Source organism: Streptomyces sp. NPDC045778 (genome assembly GCF_056431945.1).
Window position 1 is genome coordinate 57891 of record NZ_JBWKJZ010000012.1, and the last position, 20453, is coordinate 78343.

Consider the following 20453-nt stretch of genomic DNA (forward strand, 5'->3'; position numbering starts at 1 on the left):
CCGGGCCGGTCCGGCGGCGCGGGAGAAGTGAAGGGAGCGCGCCGTGCGGAGCTGGCTGGCCGGAGGCGTGTACGGCACGGTGCTCGCGAGCGCGCTGCTCGCCGCGCTCCAGTCCGAGGGCGAGCGCTTCACGCCGTACTACGACGCCGCCTGGGTCATGGTCACCGCGGGCACGGCCGCGCTCGCGCACGGCTACGCCCACCACATGGCCACGCACCGGCCGGGCAGCGGCAGCCACCGCTGGCGCCAGCTCGGCTGGGCGCTCGCCGACGAGTGGCCGGTGGTCATCGCCTGCTGGCCGACCGTCGCACTGCTCGTGCTCGCCGGGGTCATGGGCTGGCCCGAGCGGAGCGTCACCTACACGGGGCTCGTCCTGAACGCGGGGCTGCTCTTCGGCTGGGGCACCTTCGCCGCCCTGCGCTCCGGCTACCGCAGGCGCTCGGCCGTGCTGATCGGCGTCGCCGACGCGGCGATCGGGCTGCTGATCGCCGCGGCCAACGCGGTGATCAAATAGCGCCCCGCCCCGGCCGGGACCGGCCCCGCGGGGTGATCCGCGCCACTCCCGCCCCAGGTAACACGGGGTTCACACATGGGCAACGGTCGGGAAATCGCGTGTTGACAGGCTGCCGTCATCGCCACGGCCCGCAGCACCCGCACGACTGCGCCGTACCAAGTGTTCTTAAGGATGAGCCCGTGACCTTCAAGGCTGAGTACATCTGGATCGACGGCACCGAGCCGACCGCCAAGCTCCGTTCCAAGACCAAGATCCTCACCGATGACGCGAAGGGCGCCGAACTGCCCCTGTGGGGCTTCGACGGCTCGTCCACCAACCAGGCCGAGGGCCACGCCTCCGACCGCGTCCTGAAGCCGGTCTTCACCTGCCCGGACCCGATCCGCGGCGGCGCCGACATCCTGGTCCTGTGCGAGGTCCTGAACACGGACATGACCCCGCACCCTTCCAACACGCGGGCCCTGCTCGCCGAGGTCGAGGAGCGGTTCGCGGCGCAGGAGCCGATCTTCGGCATCGAGCAGGAGTACACGTTCTTCGAGGGCGACCGCCCGCTCGGCTTCCCCGTCGGCGGCTTCCCCGCCGCGCAGGGCGGCTACTACTGCGGCGTCGGCTCGGACGAAATCTTCGGCCGTGACATCGTCGAGGCTCACCTGGAGAACTGCCTCAAGGCCGGTCTCGGCATCTCCGGCATCAACGCCGAGGTCATGCCGGGGCAGTGGGAGTTCCAGGTCGGCCCGCTGTCCCCCCTCGAGGTCTCCGACCAGCTGTGGGTGGCCCGCTGGCTGCTCTACCGCACGGCCGAGGACTTCAAGGTCTCCGCCACCCTCGACCCCAAGCCGGTCAAGGGCGACTGGAACGGCGCGGGCGCGCACACCAACTTCTCCACCAAGGCCATGCGCGAGGGCTACCCCGCCATCATCACCGCGTGCGAGTCCCTCGGCGAGGGCTCCAAGCCGATGGACCACGTCAAGAACTACGGCGCGGGCATCGACGACCGCCTCACCGGCCTGCACGAGACCGCTCCGTGGAACGAGTACTCGTACGGCGTCTCCGACCGCGGCGCCTCCGTCCGCATCCCCTGGCAGGTCGAGAAGGACGGCAAGGGCTACATCGAGGACCGCCGCCCGAACGCGAACGTCGACCCGTACGTAGTGACGCGGCTGCTCGTCGACACCTGCTGCGCGGCCCTGGAGAAGGCCGGCCAGGTCTGACCGTTCCGTACGCCGTGCCGGTTTTCGTGAGGGGCGCCCGCCGCTGTGGTGGGCGCCCCTTTCGTGCCGCTCAACGTCCCTTGTCAAGGGCGCCACTTCACGCCATCCACATGCCGAGACGGCGTATCAACGTACGAGAGGGGTCCGCCGGACCCGCTCCCATCTGCTTCAATGGGGCCATGGGCAGCTTCCAGAACACCGCGACGGGTCATCATGACCTCGAGCCCTTCTGGCCTTCCCGGCAGCACCACGACTTCGACCGGGTGTGTTGCCGCGCGCTGAACGCGCGGGCCCTCTAAAGCCGTTCCCCGGCCTCCGGCCTGACGCGCACGACGTACGTCCTCGACGACTCCTTAGCGCGAAAGAGCTGACTCATGGCGAACTCCCGTACCTTCACCGCCGCCAACGCCGCCACCACCGCCACCGCCCCCCGTCCCGCCGCGCCCTCCGCGCGGGGACGGCTGCGGGCCGTCGCCCCCGACGAGGTGGCGCGGATCTCCGACCTCGCCGACTTCTCCGGCTTCCTGCCGCCGGGCGCGACCCTGCTGCCCGCGCCGCAGCACACCCTGCCCACGCTGCCGGGCCAGCCGCCGATGATCGGCTATCTGGTCCTGCTGCCCGCCGGGCAGGAGCACCTCGCGGCCGTCGCGGCCGAGCCCGAACAGGCCGCCGGGGCGAGCGGCGAGGGGCCCGTACGGATCGACACCGCGCGACGCTCCGCGCACGTCGACGGGCGCCATCTAGACCTCACGTACCTGGAGTTCGAGCTGCTCGCGCACCTCGTCGCGCACCCGCACCGGGTGCACACCCGCGATCAGCTGGTGACGACGGTGTGGGGCTACGGCCACGTGGGCGACGGGCGGACCGTCGACGTCCACGTCGCCCGGCTGCGGCGCAAGCTCGGGGCCGAGCACCGCAGGACGATCCAGACGGTGCGGCGCGTGGGCTACAAGTACGCGCCGCCGACGGCGGGCTGACCCGACCACCCCGTTCCGCCCGCCGCACCGCTTTTCTCCTGCTGGCGGAATCCTGTTCCCGCGCGGCGGGCCGGGCGTGCAGAGTCGGATCATGAGACTTCTGATGCTCGGTGGTACGGAGTTCGTGGGGCGGGCCGTCACGGAGGCCGCGCTCGCACGCGGCTGGGACGTGACGGTCTGCCACCGCGGGCGGCACCCGGCGCCTGCCGGGACGCGGGCCGTCCACCTCGACCGCACGGACCCCGACGGGCTCGGCGCGCTCGCCGAGGGCGACGGCTCCTGGGACGCCGTCGTCGACACCTGGTCCGGCGCGCCGCGGGTCGTGCGGGACGCCGCCCGGCTGCTCGCGGGGCGCGCCGGGCGGTACGTCTATGTGTCCAGCGGCTCGGTGTACCGCTACCCCGGCGAGGCGGGCTCGGACGAGTCGTTCCCCGTCGTGGACGGGGATCCGGACGGGGACGCGGTGGCGTACGCGCAGGACAAGCGGGGCGGTGAGCTGGCCGCCGAGGCCGCCTTCGGGCCGGAGCGGACGCTGCTCGTGCGGGCCGGGCTCATCCTCGGCCCGTACGAGAACATCGGACGGCTCCCGTGGTGGCTGAACCGCGTCGCGCGGGGCGGCCCCGTGCTCGCGCCCGGGCCGCGGGCGGCCGGCATCCAGTACATCGACGTACGGGACCTCGCCCGGTGGACGCTCGACGCGGTGGCGGCCGGCCTTCACGGGCCCTACAACCTCGTGTGCCCCCAGGGCCACGCCACGATGGGGGACCTGCTCCAGGCCTGCGTGGACGTGGCCGGGGGGCCTGGTGCCGAGCTGCGGTGGACGGCGCCGGAGGCCGTCCTGGCCGCGGGGATCGAGCCGTGGTCGGAGCTGCCGGTGTGGCTGCCGCCGGGTGAGCTGTACGACACGATGCACGACACGAGCGTGGCCAAGGCCGGGGTGCGCTGCCGCCCCCTGGCCTCGACCGTGGCCGACACGTGGGCCTGGCTCCAGGACCTCGGTGGGGTGGCCCCGCGCCGCCCCGACCGGCCGGAGGTGGGCCTCGCCCCGGCCAAGGAGGCGAAGGCCCTGGCGTAGCCCCGCGGGACCCGCCTCCCCGCCCGGAGGGGTTACGCCGGGATCCTGACCCGGGCCGGGGCCTCCGCCGGGGTCTCGCCGTGGGAGACCTGGGGCAGCCAGCCGAGGCCGCGCGGCGTACGCCAGTTCCGCTCGCCGAGCAGCGTCATGAGGGACGGCAGCAGGATCATGCGGACCACCGTGGCGTCGAGGAGGACAGCCACCCCGAGTCCCACGCCCATCTGCTGCATGTCCTGCATGGACAGCATGCCGAACACCGCGAACACGGCCACCATGATCACCGCGGCCCCGGTCACCGCGCCCGCGGTCCGCGAGATGCCCTCGCGGATCGCGGCCCGGTTGTCGAGGCCCTGGTCACGCGCCTCACGGATCCGGGAGACCACGAACACGTGGTAGTCCATCGACAGGCCGAAGAGGACGACGAGCACGAACAGCGGCATCCAGCTCTCGATGGCGCCGACCTTCTCGGAGCCGATGAGCGAGGCGCCCCAGCCGTGCTGGAAGACGGCCGTCATCACGCCGTAGGCCGCGCCCACGGAGAGCAGGTTGAGGGCGATCGAGGTCACCGCGATGACCACCGAGCGGAAGCTGAGGAGCATCAGCAGGAAGGTGACGGCGGCGATGAAGAGGAAGACCGGCACGATGCCCTTGCCGAGCTGGTCGCTGAAGTCCTGCGACCCGGCCAGCTCCCCGCCGACGTAGGCCTGGAGGCCGTCGGCCCGGGTGTCGGCGCGGAAGTCCCGTACGTCCGTCCCGAGGTCGTCCAGGGCCTTCTTCGCGGCCGCGTCGCTGCCGGTGCCCGGCAGCGGCACCTCGATCACGGCCACGTCGGCGGCCTTGTGCAGCGTCAGTTCGGCGCCCTTGCCCGCCTTCGCGGTGAGCGCGCGCAGACCGTCCGCGACCGGCGCGGCCCCGATGTCGTCGGCGCGTACGACGACGCGGGCGGGGGCGGGGCCGCCGGGGAACTCGTCGGTGATCTCCCGGTACGCCACGGACAGGCGCGCGCCCGAGCCGAACTGCTTCTCCAGGCCGAGCTGTTCGGTCTTCATGCCGAGCGCGGGCGCGGCCAGGGCCAGCAGCAGCCCGGCGGAGGCGACGGCGAAGAGCTTCGGCTTGGCGAGGACCGGCTTCACCAGGGTGCCGGCGAGGGTGCCGCTGGCGTGGGCGCCCTTCTTGGAGCGGCGGTTGAGGAAGGGGATGCGCCCGGCGTCGATCCGGTCGCCCAGCCAGGAGAGCAGCGCGGGCAGGACGGTCACGGAGCCGAGCATCGCCACGCACACCACCAGGATCGTGGCGACGGCGAAGCCCTTGAAGAGCAGCAGGCCCGACAGGAACATGCCCGCCATGGCCACCATCACGGTGAGCCCGGAGACGAGGACCGCGCGCCCGCTGGTCGCGGCGGCGATCCGCAGGGCGGTCTCGGCGTCGTGGCCCGCGGCCCGCTCGTCGCGCTCACGCCGCAGGTAGAACAGGCAGTAGTCGACGCCGACGGCGAGGCCCATCAGGAACATGACGGAGTACGTCGTCTCGGCCATGTTCACCGCGTGGCTGGCGATGCCGAGCAGGCCGAAGGCGGCGACGCAGGCGGTCAGCGCGAGCCCCACCGGGAGCAGCGCGGCGACGACCGCGCCGAAGGCGACCAGGAGGATGGCGAGCGCCAGGGGCACGGCCATGAACTCCGCCTTCTTCAGGTCGTCGGCGAGCAGGTCCTTGAGGAACTTCTCGGAGCTGGCGTCGCCGAACTGGTGGACGGCGATCCCTTGCGCCTTCCCCGCTTCCCTTGCCTCGTCGACGGCCGCGAGCACCGGGCCGACCCGGTCGGTGGCCTTGTCGGAGGCGCCCTTGAGCTGGAAGCGGAGCAACGCGTCCTTGCCGTCCTTGGAGGGCAGCGGCGGCCGCACCTTCGTCGTCTCGCCCGTCTTCTCGATCGCCGTGGCGAGGTCCGCGGCCGCCTCCCGCCAGCCGCCCGCGGTGCGTGCGCTGACCATGACCAGCTCGGCCGCGGGCTCGTCGATGTCCGCGTCCTTGAGGATCTTCGCGGCCCGCGCCGGGTCGCCGGTGCCCATCTCGTCGTCGTCCGCGGTGACGGTGCCCATGGCGCCGCCGACGACGGTGGCGAGCACCACGAAGAGCAGCCAGCCGATGATCGCCTTCTTGCGGTGGTGCGCGCTCCACACCCCGAGTCGTGCCGCGAGGTTCAGCCTCTTGGCGCTCATGACCTTCGCCCCCATTGGTAAGCGTGAGTTAAGCGAGTTGACAGGGATCACGCTAGGAAGCGGCGGCGTCCGGCCCCAGCCGCCGAACCCCCCTCTCGGTGAAGCACAGGGCGAGGCCCGGGGGTGTCCTCAGGTACACCCCCGTTCCGGGGGCGGGACCGCATGACCCGGACCGCCCCGACCAGGGAAACTGTTGTGGTGTCCGGTGGTTTCACACACCACGGACACAGCGGGCCACGGGCGGACACATCCGGTCGCGGCCGGTCACGGCAGCCGATGAGAGGGAGACCATGAAGACGTCGAGGGTGCGCGAGAGCCTGCTCGCGGGAGCGCGCGGCCTGTACATGACGGTCCTCTCGCTGGTCGGATCGATCACGCTCTTCGTGCTCTCGGTGGTGTCGATCGTGCTGATCCCGATCGGGATCGGCGTGTTCACCACCCCGCTGGTCCTGACCGCCGTACGCAAGTACACGACGCTGCACCGCCTGCACGCCGGGGAGTGGGCGGACGTGCCGATCCCGGTCCCGTACCGGCAGGAGCCCGCGCGCCCCGCCCGCGGCGTGGTCGGGCAGGTGGAGCGCTGCCGCCGGATGCTCAAGGACCCGGCGACCTGGCGGGACCTCCAGGGGCTCCTGGTGAACATGTCCTTGGGCGTCGTCCCCGCGATCATTCCGCCCGCCCTGATCCTGTACATGGTGTACGGCTGGGTCCTCGCCTGCGGCGTCTGGAAGCCGATCTACGACGCGGGCGGCGGCGAGTGGTTCGCCTTCATCCACGTCACCTCGCAGAGCACCGCGTTCGCCGCCGCCGCGCTCGGCAGCGCCTTCTTCGTCCTTGGCCTGTACGTCAATCCGGCGCTGCTCCGCGCCCACTTCCAGCTCTCGCGCACCCTGCTCGCCCCGACGGCCACCATGCGGGAGCGGGAGCTGGCGCGGCGCGTCGACCGGCTGGAGGAGACCCGGCACGACGCCGTCGACAGCTCCGCCGCCGAGCTGCGCCGCATCGAGCGCGATCTGCACGACGGCGCGCAGGCCCGCCTCGTCGCCATGGGCATGGACCTCGGCACCATCGAGGCGATCGTGGAGAAGGACCCGGCCAAGGCCAAGGAGATGATCGCCAAGGCCCGGCAGAACTCCGGCGAGGCGCTGACCGAGCTGCGCGACCTGGTGCGCGGCATCCACCCGCCGGTCCTGGCCGAGCGCGGCCTCGGCGACGCGGTGCGGGCCCTCGCGCTGCGCCTGCCGGTGGCGACGGACGTGGACGTGGACCTGGCGGGCCGGGCGGACGCCTCGGTGGAGGCGGCGGCGTACTTCGCGGTGAGCGAGGTCCTGACGAACGCGGTCAAGTACGCCCGTGCGGACCGGATCTGGGTGGACGTCCACCACGCGGACGGCATGCTCCGCATCGCGGTCACCGACAACGGCAAGGGCGGGGCGAGCATCGGCTCGGGAACGGGCTTGAGCGGGATCGAACGGCGGCTCGGTACATTCGACGGCATACTCGCCGTCAGCAGTCCTGTTGGCGGCCCGACCATGGTGACCATGGAGATCCCTTGCGAGTTGTCCTAGCCGAAGACCTCTTCCTGCTGCGCGACGGCCTGGTGCGGATGCTGGAGGCGTTCGACTTCGAGATCGCGGCCGCCGTGGAGACCGGGCCTGAGCTGACCAAGGCGCTGGCGGAGCTCGAGCCGGACGTCGCCGTCGTCGACGTCCGGCTGCCGCCGTCGCACACCGACGAGGGGCTCCAGTGCGCCCTCGCGGCGCGCCGCGCGCGCCCGGGCCTGCCGGTGCTCGTCCTCTCCCAGCACGTGGAGCAGCTGTACGCGCGCGAGCTGCTCGCCGACGGCAACGGCGGCGTCGGGTACCTCCTCAAGGACCGGGTGTTCGACGCCGAGCAGTTCGTCGACGCGGTACGCCGGGTCGCGGCGGGCGGCACGGCGATGGACCCCACGGTCATCCAGCAGCTCCTGTCGCGGCGGTCCGCGAACGAGCCGCTCGGCGCGCTGACCCCGCGCGAGCGGGAGGTCCTGGAGCTGATGGCACAGGGCAGGTCCAACGCCGCGATCGCCGCGCAGCTCGTGGTGACGGAGCGGGCCATCGCCAAGCACACCTCCAACATCTTCGCCAAGCTCGGTCTCCCGGTCTCGGACGACGACAACCGCCGTGTCCTCGCGGTTCTCGCCTTCCTCGACCAGGGCCGCTGATCAACTCCCCTGCGCCGTACGGGATTCACCCGTTCCGCGTTGAACACGGCGGGCGCCTGACGCGTACGTCATCCCATGGGACGCACCACACGACGCACGTCACGAAAACGATCAAAACTGGCCGGTCGGGCGATCGCCGCGTCGGCGGCGCTCGTCCTGGGCGCCGGCGGGCTCGTCGCGGTGAACGTCTACGCGAGCGCCGAGGACAGTCCGCCGCCCCAGGCCCAGCCCCGGGACGGCGGACTCCGGGCCACCACCATCAGCTGCCCGGACGTGGGCAACCAGCTGCCGGAGGTACCCGACGACGCGCGCGCCGATGTCGACCGCGAACTCGCCGCCCTGGACAGCCAGATCACCGAGGCGTACACGCGCTTCGCCGAGGCCGGTGACCCCGAGGGGCAGAGAGCCGTCCTCGACCCGCTCGAGGAACAGCGGCGGCCGACCATCGAGGCCATCCGGACCGCGATCGACCGCAGTGGCCAGGCGCCCGGGAACCTCGGCGGCATGGCGCCGTGCACCATGCGCGCCGACGACGACGGCCCGCCACCGCAGGACGGCACGGGCCAGGACCAGGGGCCAGGCCAGGACCAGGACCAGGAGCCGGGCGAGGGCCAGGACCAGGAGCCTGGGCAGGACCAAGGCCAGGGCCAGGGCCAGGCGGGCAACGGCCCCGAGGCCGGGGACTTCGTCGACATCACCTCCGTACGCCCCAACGTCCGAAAGCCCCGCAACCAGCGCGGCGCGTCACGTGGCACCTTCACCACACGCTGCGGCACGAACGAGAACGGCAAGTTCAACCCGGACAACGTCATCGTGGCGCCCGGCGTGAGCAACGGCGCGCACCACATGCACGACTACGTCGGAAACCAGGAGACCGACGCGTTCTCCAGCGACCAGGAACTCGCGAACGGCCGCACCAGCTGCCGCAACCAGGGCGACAAGTCGACGTACTACTGGCCCGTCCTGCGGCTCCAGAACGGAAACGACGAGAACGACTCCGACGCGGACGGCGGCGGCCGGGACAAGAACGTCGGCGAGATCCAGACGCCGGACCAGGTCACCCTGAAGTTCGTCGGAAGTCCCGTCGGCAAGGTCACCGCGATGCCACGGTTCCTGCGCGTGATCACCGGCGACGCCAAGGCGTTCACCAACGGCGACGCGAATGCCAACGCATCCTGGAGCTGCACCGGTTTCGAGAACCGGCAGCTGAAGGACAAGTACCCGATCTGCCCCGAGGGCAGCAAGGTCGTCCGCACCTTCAATTTCCAGAGCTGCTGGGACGGCCGGAACACCGACAGCGCCAACCACCGCACACACGTCGCGTTCGCCGACCCGCGCAGCGGCCGCTGCCCCCGGGGCTTCCGCGCCGTGCCGCAGCTCGTGCAGCGCATCGTGTACGACGTGCCGCCGGGCCCCGGCTTCGCCGTGGACTCCTTCCCCGAGCAGCTCCACAAGCCCGTCACCGACCACGGTGACTTCATCAACGTGTTCGACCAGAGGCTGATGCGGCGTGTCGCCGCGTGCCTGAACGAGGGCCGTCGGTGTTCTTGACGCCGCGTTCTTGACGCCGCGTGCCTTCGGTGGCCGGCTGATCGCGCGGTGCCCCGCGCCCTTGCGGGTGCGCCGCGCGGTCAGCCCGTCGACGTGTGGTGCGAGGACCGCTCCACCGTCCCGCCGAGGTGGCCGCGCAGCGCCCTGAGCACGCCGGGCTCGCCCACCGCGACCCACTTGCGGCCCACGAGGTACGTGCCGCCGTAGTCCTTGGCCTGGTTGAGCCACTCGCGCTCGCCGCGGTCGGTGGCGAAGGTCGCGAGCACGAAACGGCCGTCCCCGTTCTGGCAGTTCGCCTGGCGCAGTTCCGCCGCGTCCGTCTGGACGTCCGGCGCGCACTCTGCCATCGCCGCGAGCTGCTCCAGGGTGCCGGTGGCCACGGGCCGCGCAGGGCCGGCCCCCGAACCGCCGCCGTCGCCGTCGCCCGCGAGCCCGGCCGCGATCACCAGGCCGACCGTGGTGGCCGAAACGGCCCCGGCCGCCCACACCATGCCCCTCATCCGTCACTCCTGTCTCGTCAGGCGATGTGAACGCGCCGTGTCCGTACGTTCCATCGCGCCTCGTCGGCCGCCCGGATACCGTGCGCCGCAGCCAACGACGCAGGGGGTACACGTGTACGAACCATCGCGACGCTCTGTCCTCGGCACCGCGGGCGCCCTCGGCCTCACCGGCCTGGGCACCGCCTTCGGCACCGCCCCTTCGGCCCACGCGGCCGACGGGCCCACGAAGGGCCCCGCCTTCGATACGGACGCGGCGCGCGCCGTGCTCAATCGCCGGCTCCCGCACCACGCGGACCAGTTCCGCCTCAGACTCGTCCCGGCGCACGGCGGCCGTGACCGCTTCCGCGTGACCGGGACCACCGGGCGCGTCGAGGTGTCCGGCACCACTCCCGCCGTGCTGCTCGCCGGGGTCCACTGGTACCTGAAGTACGTGTGCGGCGCGCACCTCGCCTGGAACGGCGGCCAGCTGAACCTGCCGCGCCGCCTGCCCGCGCCCGCGCGCCCCCTCACCCGATCCACCGCGCTCCCCCACCGGTTCGCGCTCAACGACACCAACGACGGCTACACCGCCCCGTACGCCGACTGGCCGTACTGGGAGCGCATGATCGACCTGCTCGCCCTGCACGGCTGCAACGAGGTCTTCGTCATCGCGGGCACCGAGGCCGTCTACCACCGGGTCCTGCGCGAGTTCCAGTACTCCGACGCCGAGTCCCGCGCCTGGCTGCCCGCGCCCTCGCACCAGCCCTGGTGGCTGCTCCAGAACCTGTCCGGCTACGGCGGCCCGCTCTCGCCCGAACTCCTCGCCCGGCGGGCGCAGCTGGGGCGCCGCATCATGGACCGGCTGCGCGCGTTAGGGATGGCGCCGGTCCTGCCCGGCTACTACGGACACGTCCCCGACGGCTTCGTCGCCCGCAACGGCGGTGACGCCCGCGTCGTCCCGCAGGGCACCTGGCACGGCTTCAAGCGCCCCGACTGGCTCGACCCGCGCACCGACGCGTTCGCGCGGGTCGCCGCGTCCTTCTACCGCCACCAGCGCGATCTGTTCGGCGCGGCCGGCCACTTCAAGATGGACCTGCTGCACGAGGGCGGCACCGCGGGCGACGTGCCCGTCCCCGACGCCGCGCGCGGCGTGGAGAAGGCCCTGCGCGCCGCGCACCCGGGCGCGACCTGGGTGATCCTCGGCTGGCAGGAGAACCCGCTGCCCGAGCTGCTGGACGCCATCGACCGGAAGAAGATGCTCATCGTCGACGGCGTGTCCGACCGCTACCGCGGCGTCACCGACCGCGAGAAGGACTGGGGCGGCACGCCCTACTGCTTCGGCTCGATACCGAACTTCGGCGGGCGCACGACCCTCGGCGCCCGCGCGCACATCTGGCAGGAGAAATTCTTCGCCTGGCGCGACAAGCCCGGCAGCGCCCTCGCGGGCACCGCGTATCTGCCGGAGGCCACCGACCGCGACCCGGCCGCCTTCGAGCTGTTCTCCGAACTGGCCTGGCGCGATGAGGAGGTGGACCGCGCCGCGTGGTTCTCCGCCTACGCCGGCTTCCGCTACGGCGGGCACGACCGCGCCGCGCGGTCCGCCTGGCGCGCCCTGCACGACACCGCGTACCAGCACACGGCGGTGGAGCGCAGCGACCCGCACGACTCGCTGTTCGCGGCCCGCCCCGACCTCGCCGCGAACCGCGCCGCCGAGTACGCGCCCCGCGCCCTCACCTACGACCCCGCCCGCTTCGACGCGGCGCTCGCGGGCCTGCTCGGCGTCGCGCCGCGCCTTCGCCGCAGCGCCGCGTACCGCTACGACCTGGTGGACGTGGCCCGGCAGGCCCTCGCCCACCGCAGCCGCCAGCTCCTGCCCCAGCTCGCGTCGGCGTACCGGCGCAAGGACCAGGACACCTTCCGGGCCCTTGCCACGCTGTGGCTGCGCCTGATGCGCCTCGCGGACGACGTGACCGGCGCGCACGAGGCGTTCCTGCTCGGCCCCTGGATCGACGACGCGCGGCGGCTCGCCACGAACGACACCGAGCGCGCCGAGTTCGAGCGCACCGCCCGGGTCCTCATCACGGTGTGGGGCGACCGGCCCACCTCCGAGGGCGGCAACCTGCACGACTACGGCAACCGCGAGTGGCACGGCCTGCTGCGCGACTTCTACACGCCGCGCTGGCAGCGGTGGCTGGACGAGCTGGCCGACGCCCTCGCGGCGGGCCGCCCGCCCGAGGCCGTCGACTGGTTCGGCGCCTTCGAGGAGCCGTGGACCCGCCGCCGCGACGACCATCCGCTGCGGCCGGTCACGGACGCGTACCGTACGGCCTCGCGGGTACGGGACACGCTCGCCCGCGCGCCCTACCAGGGCTCCCTGGAGGTCACCGCCGAGCCGCCCGCGTTCCCGCCCGGCGGCGGCGCGCGCGTCGAGGCCCGCTTCCGCAACGTCAACGGGCTGCGCGCCACGGGCCGCGTCGACTTCGCCCTGACCGGCGTCGACGCCGAGCCCGACGGGCCGACCTCGCTGCCCCGCGTGCCCGCCGGGGGCTCCGGTACGGTCGCCTGGCGCGCGCACACCCCCGACACGCCCCTCGACCGGCCGCTCCGGCCCCACCCCTACACGATCACCGTGGAGTACGGCCCCCAGGGCGAGCGGCGGGTGCGGGCGGTCCACGAAGGCACGCTCTTCGAAGCCGGGCCGCTCGGTCCCGGCTTGCGGACCTACACCAACAACTCCGCCGTCTTCGGCGAGCTGGACGGGCGGTACGCCATCGACGGCGCCGGGGCCGACCTGTGGCGCGGCACCGCGGAGTTCGGCACGCTCTTCCGGCCCGGGGCCCTGCGCGACGGGGTCGCCGTGACCGTGCGGGTCGACTCCCAGGCGGCCACAGGGCCCTGGGCGCGGGCGGGCGTCATCGCCCGCAACTCCCTGTCCACACCGGGCTCCCCGGGCTTCCTGAACCTCGCCGTCACGCCCGCCAACGGGGTCGTCCTCTCCTACGACACCAACGGGGACGGCACCCTGGACACCTACCGCCGCGTCACCGGCGTCAAGGCGCCGGTGCTGCTGCGCCTCACCCGGGCGGGAGGCACCTTCACCGGGGAGCTGTCCACGGACGACGGCGCCTCCTGGCGGGTGGTGGCCACGGTGCCGCTGCCCGGGGTGGCCGCCGCTCAGGACGTGGGCCTCTTCATGACCGCGGCCAACGGCGGCACGGGGGCCCGGGGGGCCGTTCAGTTCAGCGCCTGGCACCTGACCTGACCCCTCGCGGGTGCGCCCCAGGCCCGCCCCTTCCCGATCCTGAGGGCTCCGCCCCCAGACCCCCGGTCCTCAAACGCCGGAGGGGCTGAAAACTCTGCCGCAAGCGGCACCATCCAGCCCGTCCGGCGTTTGAGGACGAGGCGCGAAGCGCCGACAGGGCCGGGGCCCCCGGGGGGTGCCAGCCCCCGGGGAGGCCCGGTGTGAAGTGACCGCAGGGGCATTCGCTCGTTCTGCTGAACGTGTCGTCATCGCAGTCCACGCAAGCCGCCGCGCCGACCGGAGAAGCCGGGGAGACCGGGGAGACCGGGCCCGCCAGGTCCTTCGTCGACGTCGAGCAGGCCGAAGCCGCCCTCGTCGAGCACTACCCCCGCCTGGTCCGCCTCGCCTACCTGGTCCTGCCGCCCGGCCTCGGCCGCAACCGCCGGGTCCTGACCGCGCACGCGCTCGTCCAGCGGGCGCTGCCCCGCGGCCGCGCGCGGGCGGCGGTCGTGCCGGACCAGCGCGGCCCCGGCCGGGGCGCGGGCCCCGGCTACGCCTACGTACGCCGCCACGTGCTGCGCGCCGCCCTCGAAGCGGGACTCCCGCTCAAGCGCAGGGCCTGGCCCAAGCGGGCCCAGCTGCCGCCGGTGCTGCCCCAGGTGTGGGGCCTCAGACTGTTCCCGCGCTCCGGCGGGGCCGACGAACTCGCCCTGGACCAGCGGCTCTCCACCCTGTCCGCGCCCGCCCGCGCGGCCTATGTGCTGCGCGGCCTCGAACGGCTCGCGGACGACGAGGTGCGCCGCGCCCTCGACGCCGCCGGGGTCGCCGACACGGACGCCGCCCTCACCGAGGCCGACGGGGTCGAGGCCCTGTACGCGCTCCTGGAGTCCCCCGAGTTCGACCCGTGCTCCCTCCAGGCCAGGCCCACCGACCTGATGCGGCGCAGGCAGCACCTGCGGGCCGCGGCCGTCGCCGCCGCGGCCGCCCTGGTCTGCGGGGCGCTGCTCGGCATGCCGGGCGACGGCTGGGGCCCGGACGGCGCCGCCGCGCCCCCGTACGCGAAGAACCCGGCCGCCGAGGCCGCGCTGGACCCCGGCAAGCTCACGAAGGCCGCGCCCGCCGCCTGGAAGCGGTCCCCGCGCACCGACTTCACGGTGTGGCCCGCCCGCGGCGAACTCGTCGGCGACAGCGCCCTGTTGCGCCGCGCCCTCGCGGTGTGGGCGCGTCCCGGCGAGAACGTACGGGTGTCGGCGACGCCCGGCACGGCGGCCGGGGCGCCGCCCGGGCCCGCCCAGCTGCTCTTCGCGGGTGAGGTCGACGCCGCGCGCGTCGTCCTCCTCCACGACGGCCTGCGCGTCGTGCGGTACGCCGAGCCCGACAACGATACCGACGGCACCGGCGGCGCCGCGCTCGACTTCGCTCGGGTCGACGGCGCCACCGCCGCCGACTCCGGCGCGGTCGTCCTCGGCCGCTCCGACGGCAACGTCCGCTATCTGACCGCCCCGTGGGTGCGGTCCGCCGCCGTCCGCGACCTGCTCGATCCTGACGGCGCCGCCACCGCCCTGCGGCGCGGCCCCGACGGCGTCACCGCGCCCTTCGCGAGCCCCGCCCTCGCGGGCGACTGCCGCTCCTGGAACGCGCTCCAGCTGCGCGAGGCGGACGGTGCCACGCGCCTGTCCACCGACCTCGGCGAACTCACCCCCGCCCGCCTCACCGCGGGCCGGCCCGCCGCGCCCCGCGACGCCCGCGCCGCCGACTGGCAGCGCACCGCGTGCTCCCTCGCCGCCGCGCGGTCGCACGGCGTCCGGTCCGTCAACGCCTGGCAGTACGCCCGCCAGGACCTGCCCGACGGCAGCGGCCCTGCGCGGTGGGTGTGCACCCGCGCGGAGACCTGGCAGGGCGGCGGGAGCCGGACCCTCGCCCAGGTCCTGACGCCCGGCGCCGCCGCGGGCGCCGTCGCCGCCAAGGCGGAGAACTCGCCCGCCTGCGGCGAGCGGGAGCCGCGCGTGCTCGCGGGCGTGCTGTGGAAGGCGCGTACGGGCAAGTGGTACGTCCTCGCCGCGGGCAGCGAGGACGTGGCATCGGTGCGGGTCTCCGGGCGAGGGCCTGTTGCCGGTCCCGTGGCCGCGCTGCCCGCGAGGCGAGGGGAACGGCTTCAGCTGAGCGCGAGGCTCGCGGACGGCTCGGAACTCAGCCTTCTTCACTGAGTTCCGCCGTCGATCGTCTGCGGACCGTCGTGGCTTGTCGCGCAGTTCCCCGCGCCCCTATGGGGCGCGGGCCGAAAAGCCCCCGCCGAGGGGTGTACCCGTGGGGTTACTCAGCCGTACATTGACGCCATGTCTAACACGAAGGCCCGGCTCCCCCAGCCCGTCGCCTCCGAGCACATACCGCTCAAGGCCCGCAACGTCTCCTTCTCCTGGGAGAAGACGCCCCTCCACTGGCTCCCGGGCGACCCCTTCACCACGCACACGATCAACGTCCTGCACCTCCTGCTGCCCGCGGGCGAGCGCTGGTTCGTGCACGTGTACAAGCAGGTGCTCCCGCTCATCCGCGACGAGGAACTGCGCGCGGACGTCATCGGGTTCATCGGGCAGGAGGCCATGCACTCCCAGGCCCACGACGAAGTCCTGCCGCACCTGCGGGAGCAGGGCCTGGACCCCACCCCGTACACCGCGCAGGTCGACTGGCTCTTCGAGAAGCTGCTCGGCGACCGCACCCTGCCGCCGGGCCGGGCACGGCGCTGGTGGCTGCTCGAACGCGTCGCGATGATCGCGGCCATCGAGCACTACACCGCCTTCCTCGGCGACTGGGTCCTGAACGCGCGGGAGCTGGACCGGCGCGGCGCCGACCCCACGATGCTGGACCTGCTGCGCTGGCACGGCGCCGAGGAGGTCGAGCACCGCTCCGTCGCCTTCGACCTGTTCCTGCACGTCGACGGCTCCTACCGGCGGCGGGTGCGCACCTGGGCCACCGCCTTCGGCGCGCTGGTGTTCCTGTGGCAGCGCGGCGCCCGCTTCTTCATGGAGAACGACCCGGCGCTGCCCGGCGGGAAGGCGACCTTCAGGGACTTCCACCGGAGCGGGCGCGCGGGCACGCTGCCCACCACCGGCGCCATGATCCGCTCGATCCCCCGGTACCTGAGCCGCTCCTACCACCCCTCCCAGGAGGGCAGCACCGCCCAGGCCGTCGCCTACCTCGCCTCCTCCCCCGCCGCCACCGCCGCCGAGGCCCGCGCGAACGGAGCCGCGTGACCATGCCGCTGCCCCGCGCCGCCCGCACCGCCCTCCTCCTCACCGGCGCCGCCCTGGTCGCGGGCCGCACCAGGCGAGCGCTGCGCCGCCGCATCGGCGCCTCGCCGCTGTGGCCGCTGCCCGCCCTCGACACACCCCTCTCCGGGCAGCCGCGCTCGCGGGCGCTGCGGCTGCGCGTCACCCGGCACGAGACGGTCGCTGACGGCGTCGTCCAACTGCGCCTGGAAGGCCAGGCGTTGCCCGCCTGGGAGCCGGGCGCCCATCTCGACCTCGTGCTGCCATCGGGGCTCGTACGGCAGTACTCGCTGTGCGGCGACCCCGCCGACCCGTCCTCGTACACCATCGCCACCCGGCTGATCGGCGTCGACGAGGGCGGCAGGGGCGGCTCGCGCGAGGTGCACGAGGTGCTGCGCGAGGGCGCGGAGGTCGAGGTGCGCGGGCCGCGCAACCGCTTCCCGCTGGTCGCGGACGCCCCCGCGTACGCGTTCGTCGCGGGCGGCATCGGGATCACCCCGGTCCTGCCCATGATCCGCGCCGTCGAGGCCAGGGGCGGCGCCTGGCGGCTGCTGTACTGCGGCCGGAGCCGGGCCTCCATGCCCTTCCTCGACGAGGTCGAGAAGGCCGGCGGGGGCCGGGTCACCGTCGTCGCCGAGGACGAGGACGGGCGGCCGGACGTCGCCGGGTTCCTCGGCGGCGCCGCGGCCGGGGGCGCCGCCGTGTACGTGTGCGGGCCCGAAGGCCTCATGGACGCCGTCGCCGCGGCGCTGCCCGAGGAGAGCCCGCCGCACCTGGAGCGGTTCGCGCCCCGCGCCACGGCGGACGGCGGCGCCTTCGAGGTCGAACTGCGCCGCACCGGCCGCACGGTGTCCGTCGGCGGGGGCACCACGGTGCTCGCCGCCGTCCGCGCGGAGCTGCCGAGCACGCCGTACTCCTGCGAGCAGGGCTTCTGCGGCACCTGCCAACAGCGGGTCCTGGAGGGCGAGATCGACCACCGGGACGAACTCCTCACCGACGGCGAGCGCGGCGACTCCATGCTGATCTGTGTGTCCCGGGCACGAGGAGAGCGGATCGTCCTCGACCTGTGACCGCGCGCCACGGCGGCGAACGGGCGGAGCGGGGGCCTCCGTTCACCCGCGGGCCGGATCGGTAGAGTGTTCGCATGACTACGGGGACGCGGCGCAGGATGGGCGTGGAGGAGCGGCGGCAGCAGCTGATCGGGGTCGCGCTCGAACTGTTCAGCCACCGCTCGCCCGAGGACGTCTCCATCGACGAGATAGCCTCGGCCGCCGGCATCTCGCGTCCGCTCGTGTACCACTACTTCCCCGGCAAGCTCAGCCTGTACGAGGCCGCCCTGAAGCGGGCCGCGGACGAACTGGCCGAGCGGTTCGTGGAGCCGCGCGAAGGGCCGCTCGGCGCCCGCCTCCTGCGGGTGACGGGCCGGTTCTTCGGCTTCGTCGACGAGCACGGGCCCGGCTTCTACGCGTTGATGCGCGGCGGCCCCGCCGTCGGCTCCTCCACGACGAACGCCCTGATCGACTCGGTGCGCCAGGCGGCGTACGACCAGATCATCGCGCACCTGGACATCGCCGCGCCGCCCGCCCGCCTTGAGCTGGTCGTGCGTTCCTGGATCTCCCTCGCCGAGTCCACCGCCCTGATCTGGCTGGACGGCCGCCGCATTCCGCGTGCCGACCTCGAACTGCAACTCGTGCACGACTTCGCGGCGTTGGCCGCCGTCAGCGCCGCGTACGACACGGAGATGGCCGGGCTGCTCGGCCGGGTCCTGGCCGACGAGCCGTCCGACGGCCCGTTCGCCGACCTGCTGTCGCGCCTCGCCGCGCTCGCCCCGCCCGCCGTGCTGCCGTCCTAGCCGCCCGCCCGTCCGGCGGCGGGTCAGTCCTCGTCGGTGAGGCGCAGCGCCAACAGCGCGATGTCGTCGTCCCGTTCGCGGCCGAAGCACTCGATGAGCGTGTCGCACAGGGCCGTCGCGCCGCGCGGCGCTCCGGCGGCGGCGAGGCGCAGGTGCTCCATCGACACGGCGAGGTCGGTGCCGCGCGTCTCGATCAGGCCGTCGGTGACCATCAAAAGGCGGTCCGCGCGGGTGAGGCGCACCTCGGCGGTCTCCGGGCGCGACAGGCCGAGGCCGAGCAGCGGGCCCCGCGCCCTGACGTACTCGGCCCCGCCGGCGTCGTGGACGATCAGGGGCGGGATGTGACCGGCGTTGGCGACCCGGGCGCGGCCCGTCGCCGGGTCGACGAGCACCAGGCACAGGGTGGCCGTGACGTCCGGGTGGTAGCGCTGGAGCATGCGGTCCAGGCGCTCGGCGAGCACGCCGGGGTCCGGGTCCTCCACGCAGTAGGCGCGCAGCGCGTGCCGCAGCTCCACCATCACCGTGGCCGCCTCCAGCGAGTGCCCCGCGACGTCGCCGATGCCGGTGAGCACGCCCGCGGCGGTGGGCAGCGCGGCGTAGAAGTCACCACCGATCTCGGCCTGCCGCGAGGCCGGTTCGTAGCGGACGACGACCTCCGCGCCCGGGGTGTGCGGCAGCCGGGCCGGCAGGAAGCTGCGCTGGAGAGTGAGGGCGACGTGGCGTTCCTTCTCGTACATGAACAGTTGCTCCGCTACGCGTGCGGTGGCGTGGGCGAGGCGCGTCAGCTCGGCGGCGTGATCGCGCGCGTGGGCCGGGGTCGCCAGGCACACGGGGGCGTGGTCGTCGCGCGTGCGGGCCAGGGCGAGCAGCGCGCCGTCGGGCTGGGTGAGGGGGGTGCCGTCGGGGACGAGCAGCATGCCGTCGTACGCGCCCGGCGTCGCGGGCGCGCCCTCGTCGCCGCGGTGTCCGCCGGGCCCCGCGCCGTTGCCCCCGGGGGCGGCGGGGGCGGTGTGGGCGGCCTGCGCATCGGAGAACGGCTCGATGATGTCGGGGCCCGGCTCGAAGGGGCCCGCGCCGAAGAACCCGGCGGGCCAGACCGGCACGGGGATCACCGTGCTGTGGGCGCCGGTCCTGCCGGACATGAGGCTGCGCATCAGCCGGGCCACGGCGTCGTGGGCACCCAGGTCGGGCAGCGCCGTGGCGGCCCGGCGGCGGGAGAGGCCGCGGTGCATCTCGCCCTCGTCGTCGAGGACGAAGGCCACGGCGGGCGTGCCGCTGAGCCGGGCGGCCTGGGTGGCGGCGGTCTCGGCCAGCTCGCTCGGGCAGCCCGCCGACTGGATGTCCAGGACGGCCTCGGCGAGCAGCGTGAGGCGGCCCGCCCGGGTCGTGGCCGCGCTGCGGCGCCGGGCTCCGCGAGCGGCGGCGCGCACCACCGCCTGGATCTCCTCCGGCTCGGCGGGCACGGTCAGAAACGCCTCGGCGCCGGCGTCGAGGCCCCGGCAGCGGTCCAGGGAGCCGTGCGCGACCGCGGAGAAGTGCACCACGGGCAGGGCCGCGGTCGTCGGTGACTCCTTCATGCGGCGGCACAGTTCGTAGCCGCTCATGTCGGGCAGGCCGACGTCGACGAGCGCCACGTCGGGCAGTTCGCCGGCGCGCAGCCGGGCGTCGAGCGCGTGCAGGGCCTCGCCCGCGCTCCCCGCGAGCAGGACCCGGTGGCCGGCCCGGCGCAGGACCGCGCCCAGGGCGTACCGGCTCGCGGGCACGTCGTCGACGACCAGGACCGTGGTGATGCCCGGTCTGGTCGCTTCCTCGTAGCCCTTGACGTTTTCCATGACGCCCAAGTGGACGGCCCCCCGGAGCGATGGACGGCA

At 73.9% G+C, this 20453-nt stretch carries 15 protein-coding genes; 12 read left to right on the forward strand and 3 right to left on the reverse strand.

The features are described from left to right. Window positions 1–43 precede the first annotated feature (43 nt). From AC07GB_RS17385 to AC07GB_RS17400, 4 genes are all read left to right on the forward strand, one after another. Window positions 44–514 (forward strand): hypothetical protein, encoded by a 471-nt coding sequence (locus AC07GB_RS17385; protein WP_478846194.1) that lies wholly within the window; start codon window positions 44–46, stop codon window positions 512–514. A gap of 179 nt (window positions 515–693) precedes the next feature. After that, window positions 694–1722, forward strand: a complete 1029-nt coding sequence (glnII, locus tag AC07GB_RS17390; protein ID WP_478846195.1) for a glutamine synthetase — start codon at window positions 694–696, stop codon at window positions 1720–1722. 374 nt (window positions 1723–2096) lie between these two features. Beyond that, window positions 2097–2699 (forward strand): winged helix-turn-helix domain-containing protein, encoded by a 603-nt coding sequence (locus AC07GB_RS17395; RefSeq protein ID WP_478846197.1) that lies wholly within the window; start codon window positions 2097–2099, stop codon window positions 2697–2699. Between the two features lie 91 nt (window positions 2700–2790). Continuing rightward, window positions 2791–3774, forward strand: coding sequence for an NAD-dependent epimerase/dehydratase family protein (locus tag AC07GB_RS17400; protein WP_478846199.1), 984 nt, complete (start codon window positions 2791–2793; stop codon window positions 3772–3774). Window positions 3775–3806: 32 nt separating this feature from the next. On the opposite strand, the gene AC07GB_RS17405 is transcribed toward AC07GB_RS17400, so the two are convergent. Next, complete coding sequence (locus AC07GB_RS17405) at window positions 3807–5990, reverse strand: MMPL family transporter (RefSeq protein WP_478846201.1); 2184 nt, start codon at window positions 5988–5990, stop codon at window positions 3807–3809. A gap of 290 nt (window positions 5991–6280) precedes the next feature. On the opposite strand from AC07GB_RS17405, the gene AC07GB_RS17410 reads away from it, so the two are divergent. The 3 genes from AC07GB_RS17410 to AC07GB_RS17420 all read left to right on the forward strand — a co-directional run bounded on the left by AC07GB_RS17410 (window position 6281) and on the right by AC07GB_RS17420 (window position 9744). After that, a complete protein-coding gene (locus tag AC07GB_RS17410; protein WP_478846203.1) occupies window positions 6281–7558 on the forward strand; it encodes a sensor histidine kinase in 1278 nt (425 codons plus the stop codon). Next, a complete protein-coding gene (locus AC07GB_RS17415) occupies window positions 7543–8193 on the forward strand; it encodes a LuxR C-terminal-related transcriptional regulator (protein ID WP_478846205.1) in 651 nt (216 codons plus the stop codon). The genes AC07GB_RS17410 and AC07GB_RS17415 overlap by 16 nt, the downstream gene beginning before the upstream one ends. Before the next feature lie 75 nt (window positions 8194–8268). Next, window positions 8269–9744 carry a DUF1996 domain-containing protein gene (locus tag AC07GB_RS17420; protein ID WP_478846207.1) on the forward strand — a complete coding sequence of 492 codons (1476 nt, stop codon included), beginning with the start codon at window positions 8269–8271 and terminating at the stop codon, window positions 9742–9744. 80 nt (window positions 9745–9824) lie between these two features. Here AC07GB_RS17420 and AC07GB_RS17425 read toward each other — a convergent pair whose 3' ends face one another. Next, complete coding sequence (locus AC07GB_RS17425) at window positions 9825–10244, reverse strand: hypothetical protein (RefSeq protein ID WP_478846209.1); 420 nt, start codon at window positions 10242–10244, stop codon at window positions 9825–9827. A gap of 112 nt (window positions 10245–10356) precedes the next feature. On the opposite strand from AC07GB_RS17425, the gene AC07GB_RS17430 reads away from it, so the two are divergent. The 5 genes from AC07GB_RS17430 to AC07GB_RS17450 all read left to right on the forward strand — a co-directional run bounded on the left by AC07GB_RS17430 (window position 10357) and on the right by AC07GB_RS17450 (window position 18582). Further along, window positions 10357–13485 (forward strand): alpha-N-acetylglucosaminidase, encoded by a 3129-nt coding sequence (locus AC07GB_RS17430; RefSeq protein ID WP_478846211.1) that lies wholly within the window; start codon window positions 10357–10359, stop codon window positions 13483–13485. 239 nt (window positions 13486–13724) lie between these two features. Then, window positions 13725–15671, forward strand: a complete 1947-nt coding sequence (locus AC07GB_RS17435) for a hypothetical protein (protein WP_478846213.1) — start codon at window positions 13725–13727, stop codon at window positions 15669–15671. 129 nt (window positions 15672–15800) lie between these two features. Continuing rightward, window positions 15801–16715, forward strand: a complete 915-nt coding sequence (locus AC07GB_RS17440) for a metal-dependent hydrolase (protein WP_478846215.1) — start codon at window positions 15801–15803, stop codon at window positions 16713–16715. 2 nt (window positions 16716–16717) lie between these two features. Then, window positions 16718–17800, forward strand: a complete 1083-nt coding sequence (locus tag AC07GB_RS17445; RefSeq protein WP_478846217.1) for a PDR/VanB family oxidoreductase — start codon at window positions 16718–16720, stop codon at window positions 17798–17800. Between the two features lie 74 nt (window positions 17801–17874). Next, the gene (locus AC07GB_RS17450; RefSeq protein WP_478846219.1) at window positions 17875–18582 is read left to right on the forward strand and encodes a TetR/AcrR family transcriptional regulator; all 708 of its coding nucleotides are present in this window, start codon (window positions 17875–17877) and stop codon (window positions 18580–18582) included. Between the two features lie 23 nt (window positions 18583–18605). On the opposite strand, the gene AC07GB_RS17455 is transcribed toward AC07GB_RS17450, so the two are convergent. Next, window positions 18606–20414, reverse strand: a complete 1809-nt coding sequence (locus AC07GB_RS17455; RefSeq protein WP_478846221.1) for a SpoIIE family protein phosphatase — start codon at window positions 20412–20414, stop codon at window positions 18606–18608. Between the last annotated feature and the right edge of the window lie 39 nt (window positions 20415–20453).

What these genes read in the sequence shown, in the direction of transcription:
- AC07GB_RS17395 (WP_478846197.1), top strand. Translation starts at nt 2,097, where the DNA reads ATGGCGAACTCCCGTACCTTCACCGCCGCCAACGCCGCCACCACCGCC.
- AC07GB_RS17400 (WP_478846199.1), top strand. Translation starts at nt 2,791, where the DNA reads ATGAGACTTCTGATGCTCGGTGGTACGGAGTTCGTGGGGCGGGCCGTC.
- AC07GB_RS17405 (WP_478846201.1), bottom strand. Translation starts at nt 5,990, where the DNA reads ATGAGCGCCAAGAGGCTGAACCTCGCGGCACGACTCGGGGTGTGGAGC.
- AC07GB_RS17410 (WP_478846203.1), top strand. Translation starts at nt 6,281, where the DNA reads ATGAAGACGTCGAGGGTGCGCGAGAGCCTGCTCGCGGGAGCGCGCGGC.
- AC07GB_RS17420 (WP_478846207.1), top strand. Translation starts at nt 8,269, where the DNA reads ATGGGACGCACCACACGACGCACGTCACGAAAACGATCAAAACTGGCC.
- AC07GB_RS17425 (WP_478846209.1), bottom strand. Translation starts at nt 10,244, where the DNA reads ATGAGGGGCATGGTGTGGGCGGCCGGGGCCGTTTCGGCCACCACGGTC.
- AC07GB_RS17440 (WP_478846215.1), top strand. Translation starts at nt 15,801, where the DNA reads ATGTCTAACACGAAGGCCCGGCTCCCCCAGCCCGTCGCCTCCGAGCAC.
- AC07GB_RS17445 (WP_478846217.1), top strand. Translation starts at nt 16,718, where the DNA reads ATGCCGCTGCCCCGCGCCGCCCGCACCGCCCTCCTCCTCACCGGCGCC.
- AC07GB_RS17450 (WP_478846219.1), top strand. Translation starts at nt 17,875, where the DNA reads ATGACTACGGGGACGCGGCGCAGGATGGGCGTGGAGGAGCGGCGGCAG.
- AC07GB_RS17455 (WP_478846221.1), bottom strand. Translation starts at nt 20,414, where the DNA reads ATGGAAAACGTCAAGGGCTACGAGGAAGCGACCAGACCGGGCATCACC.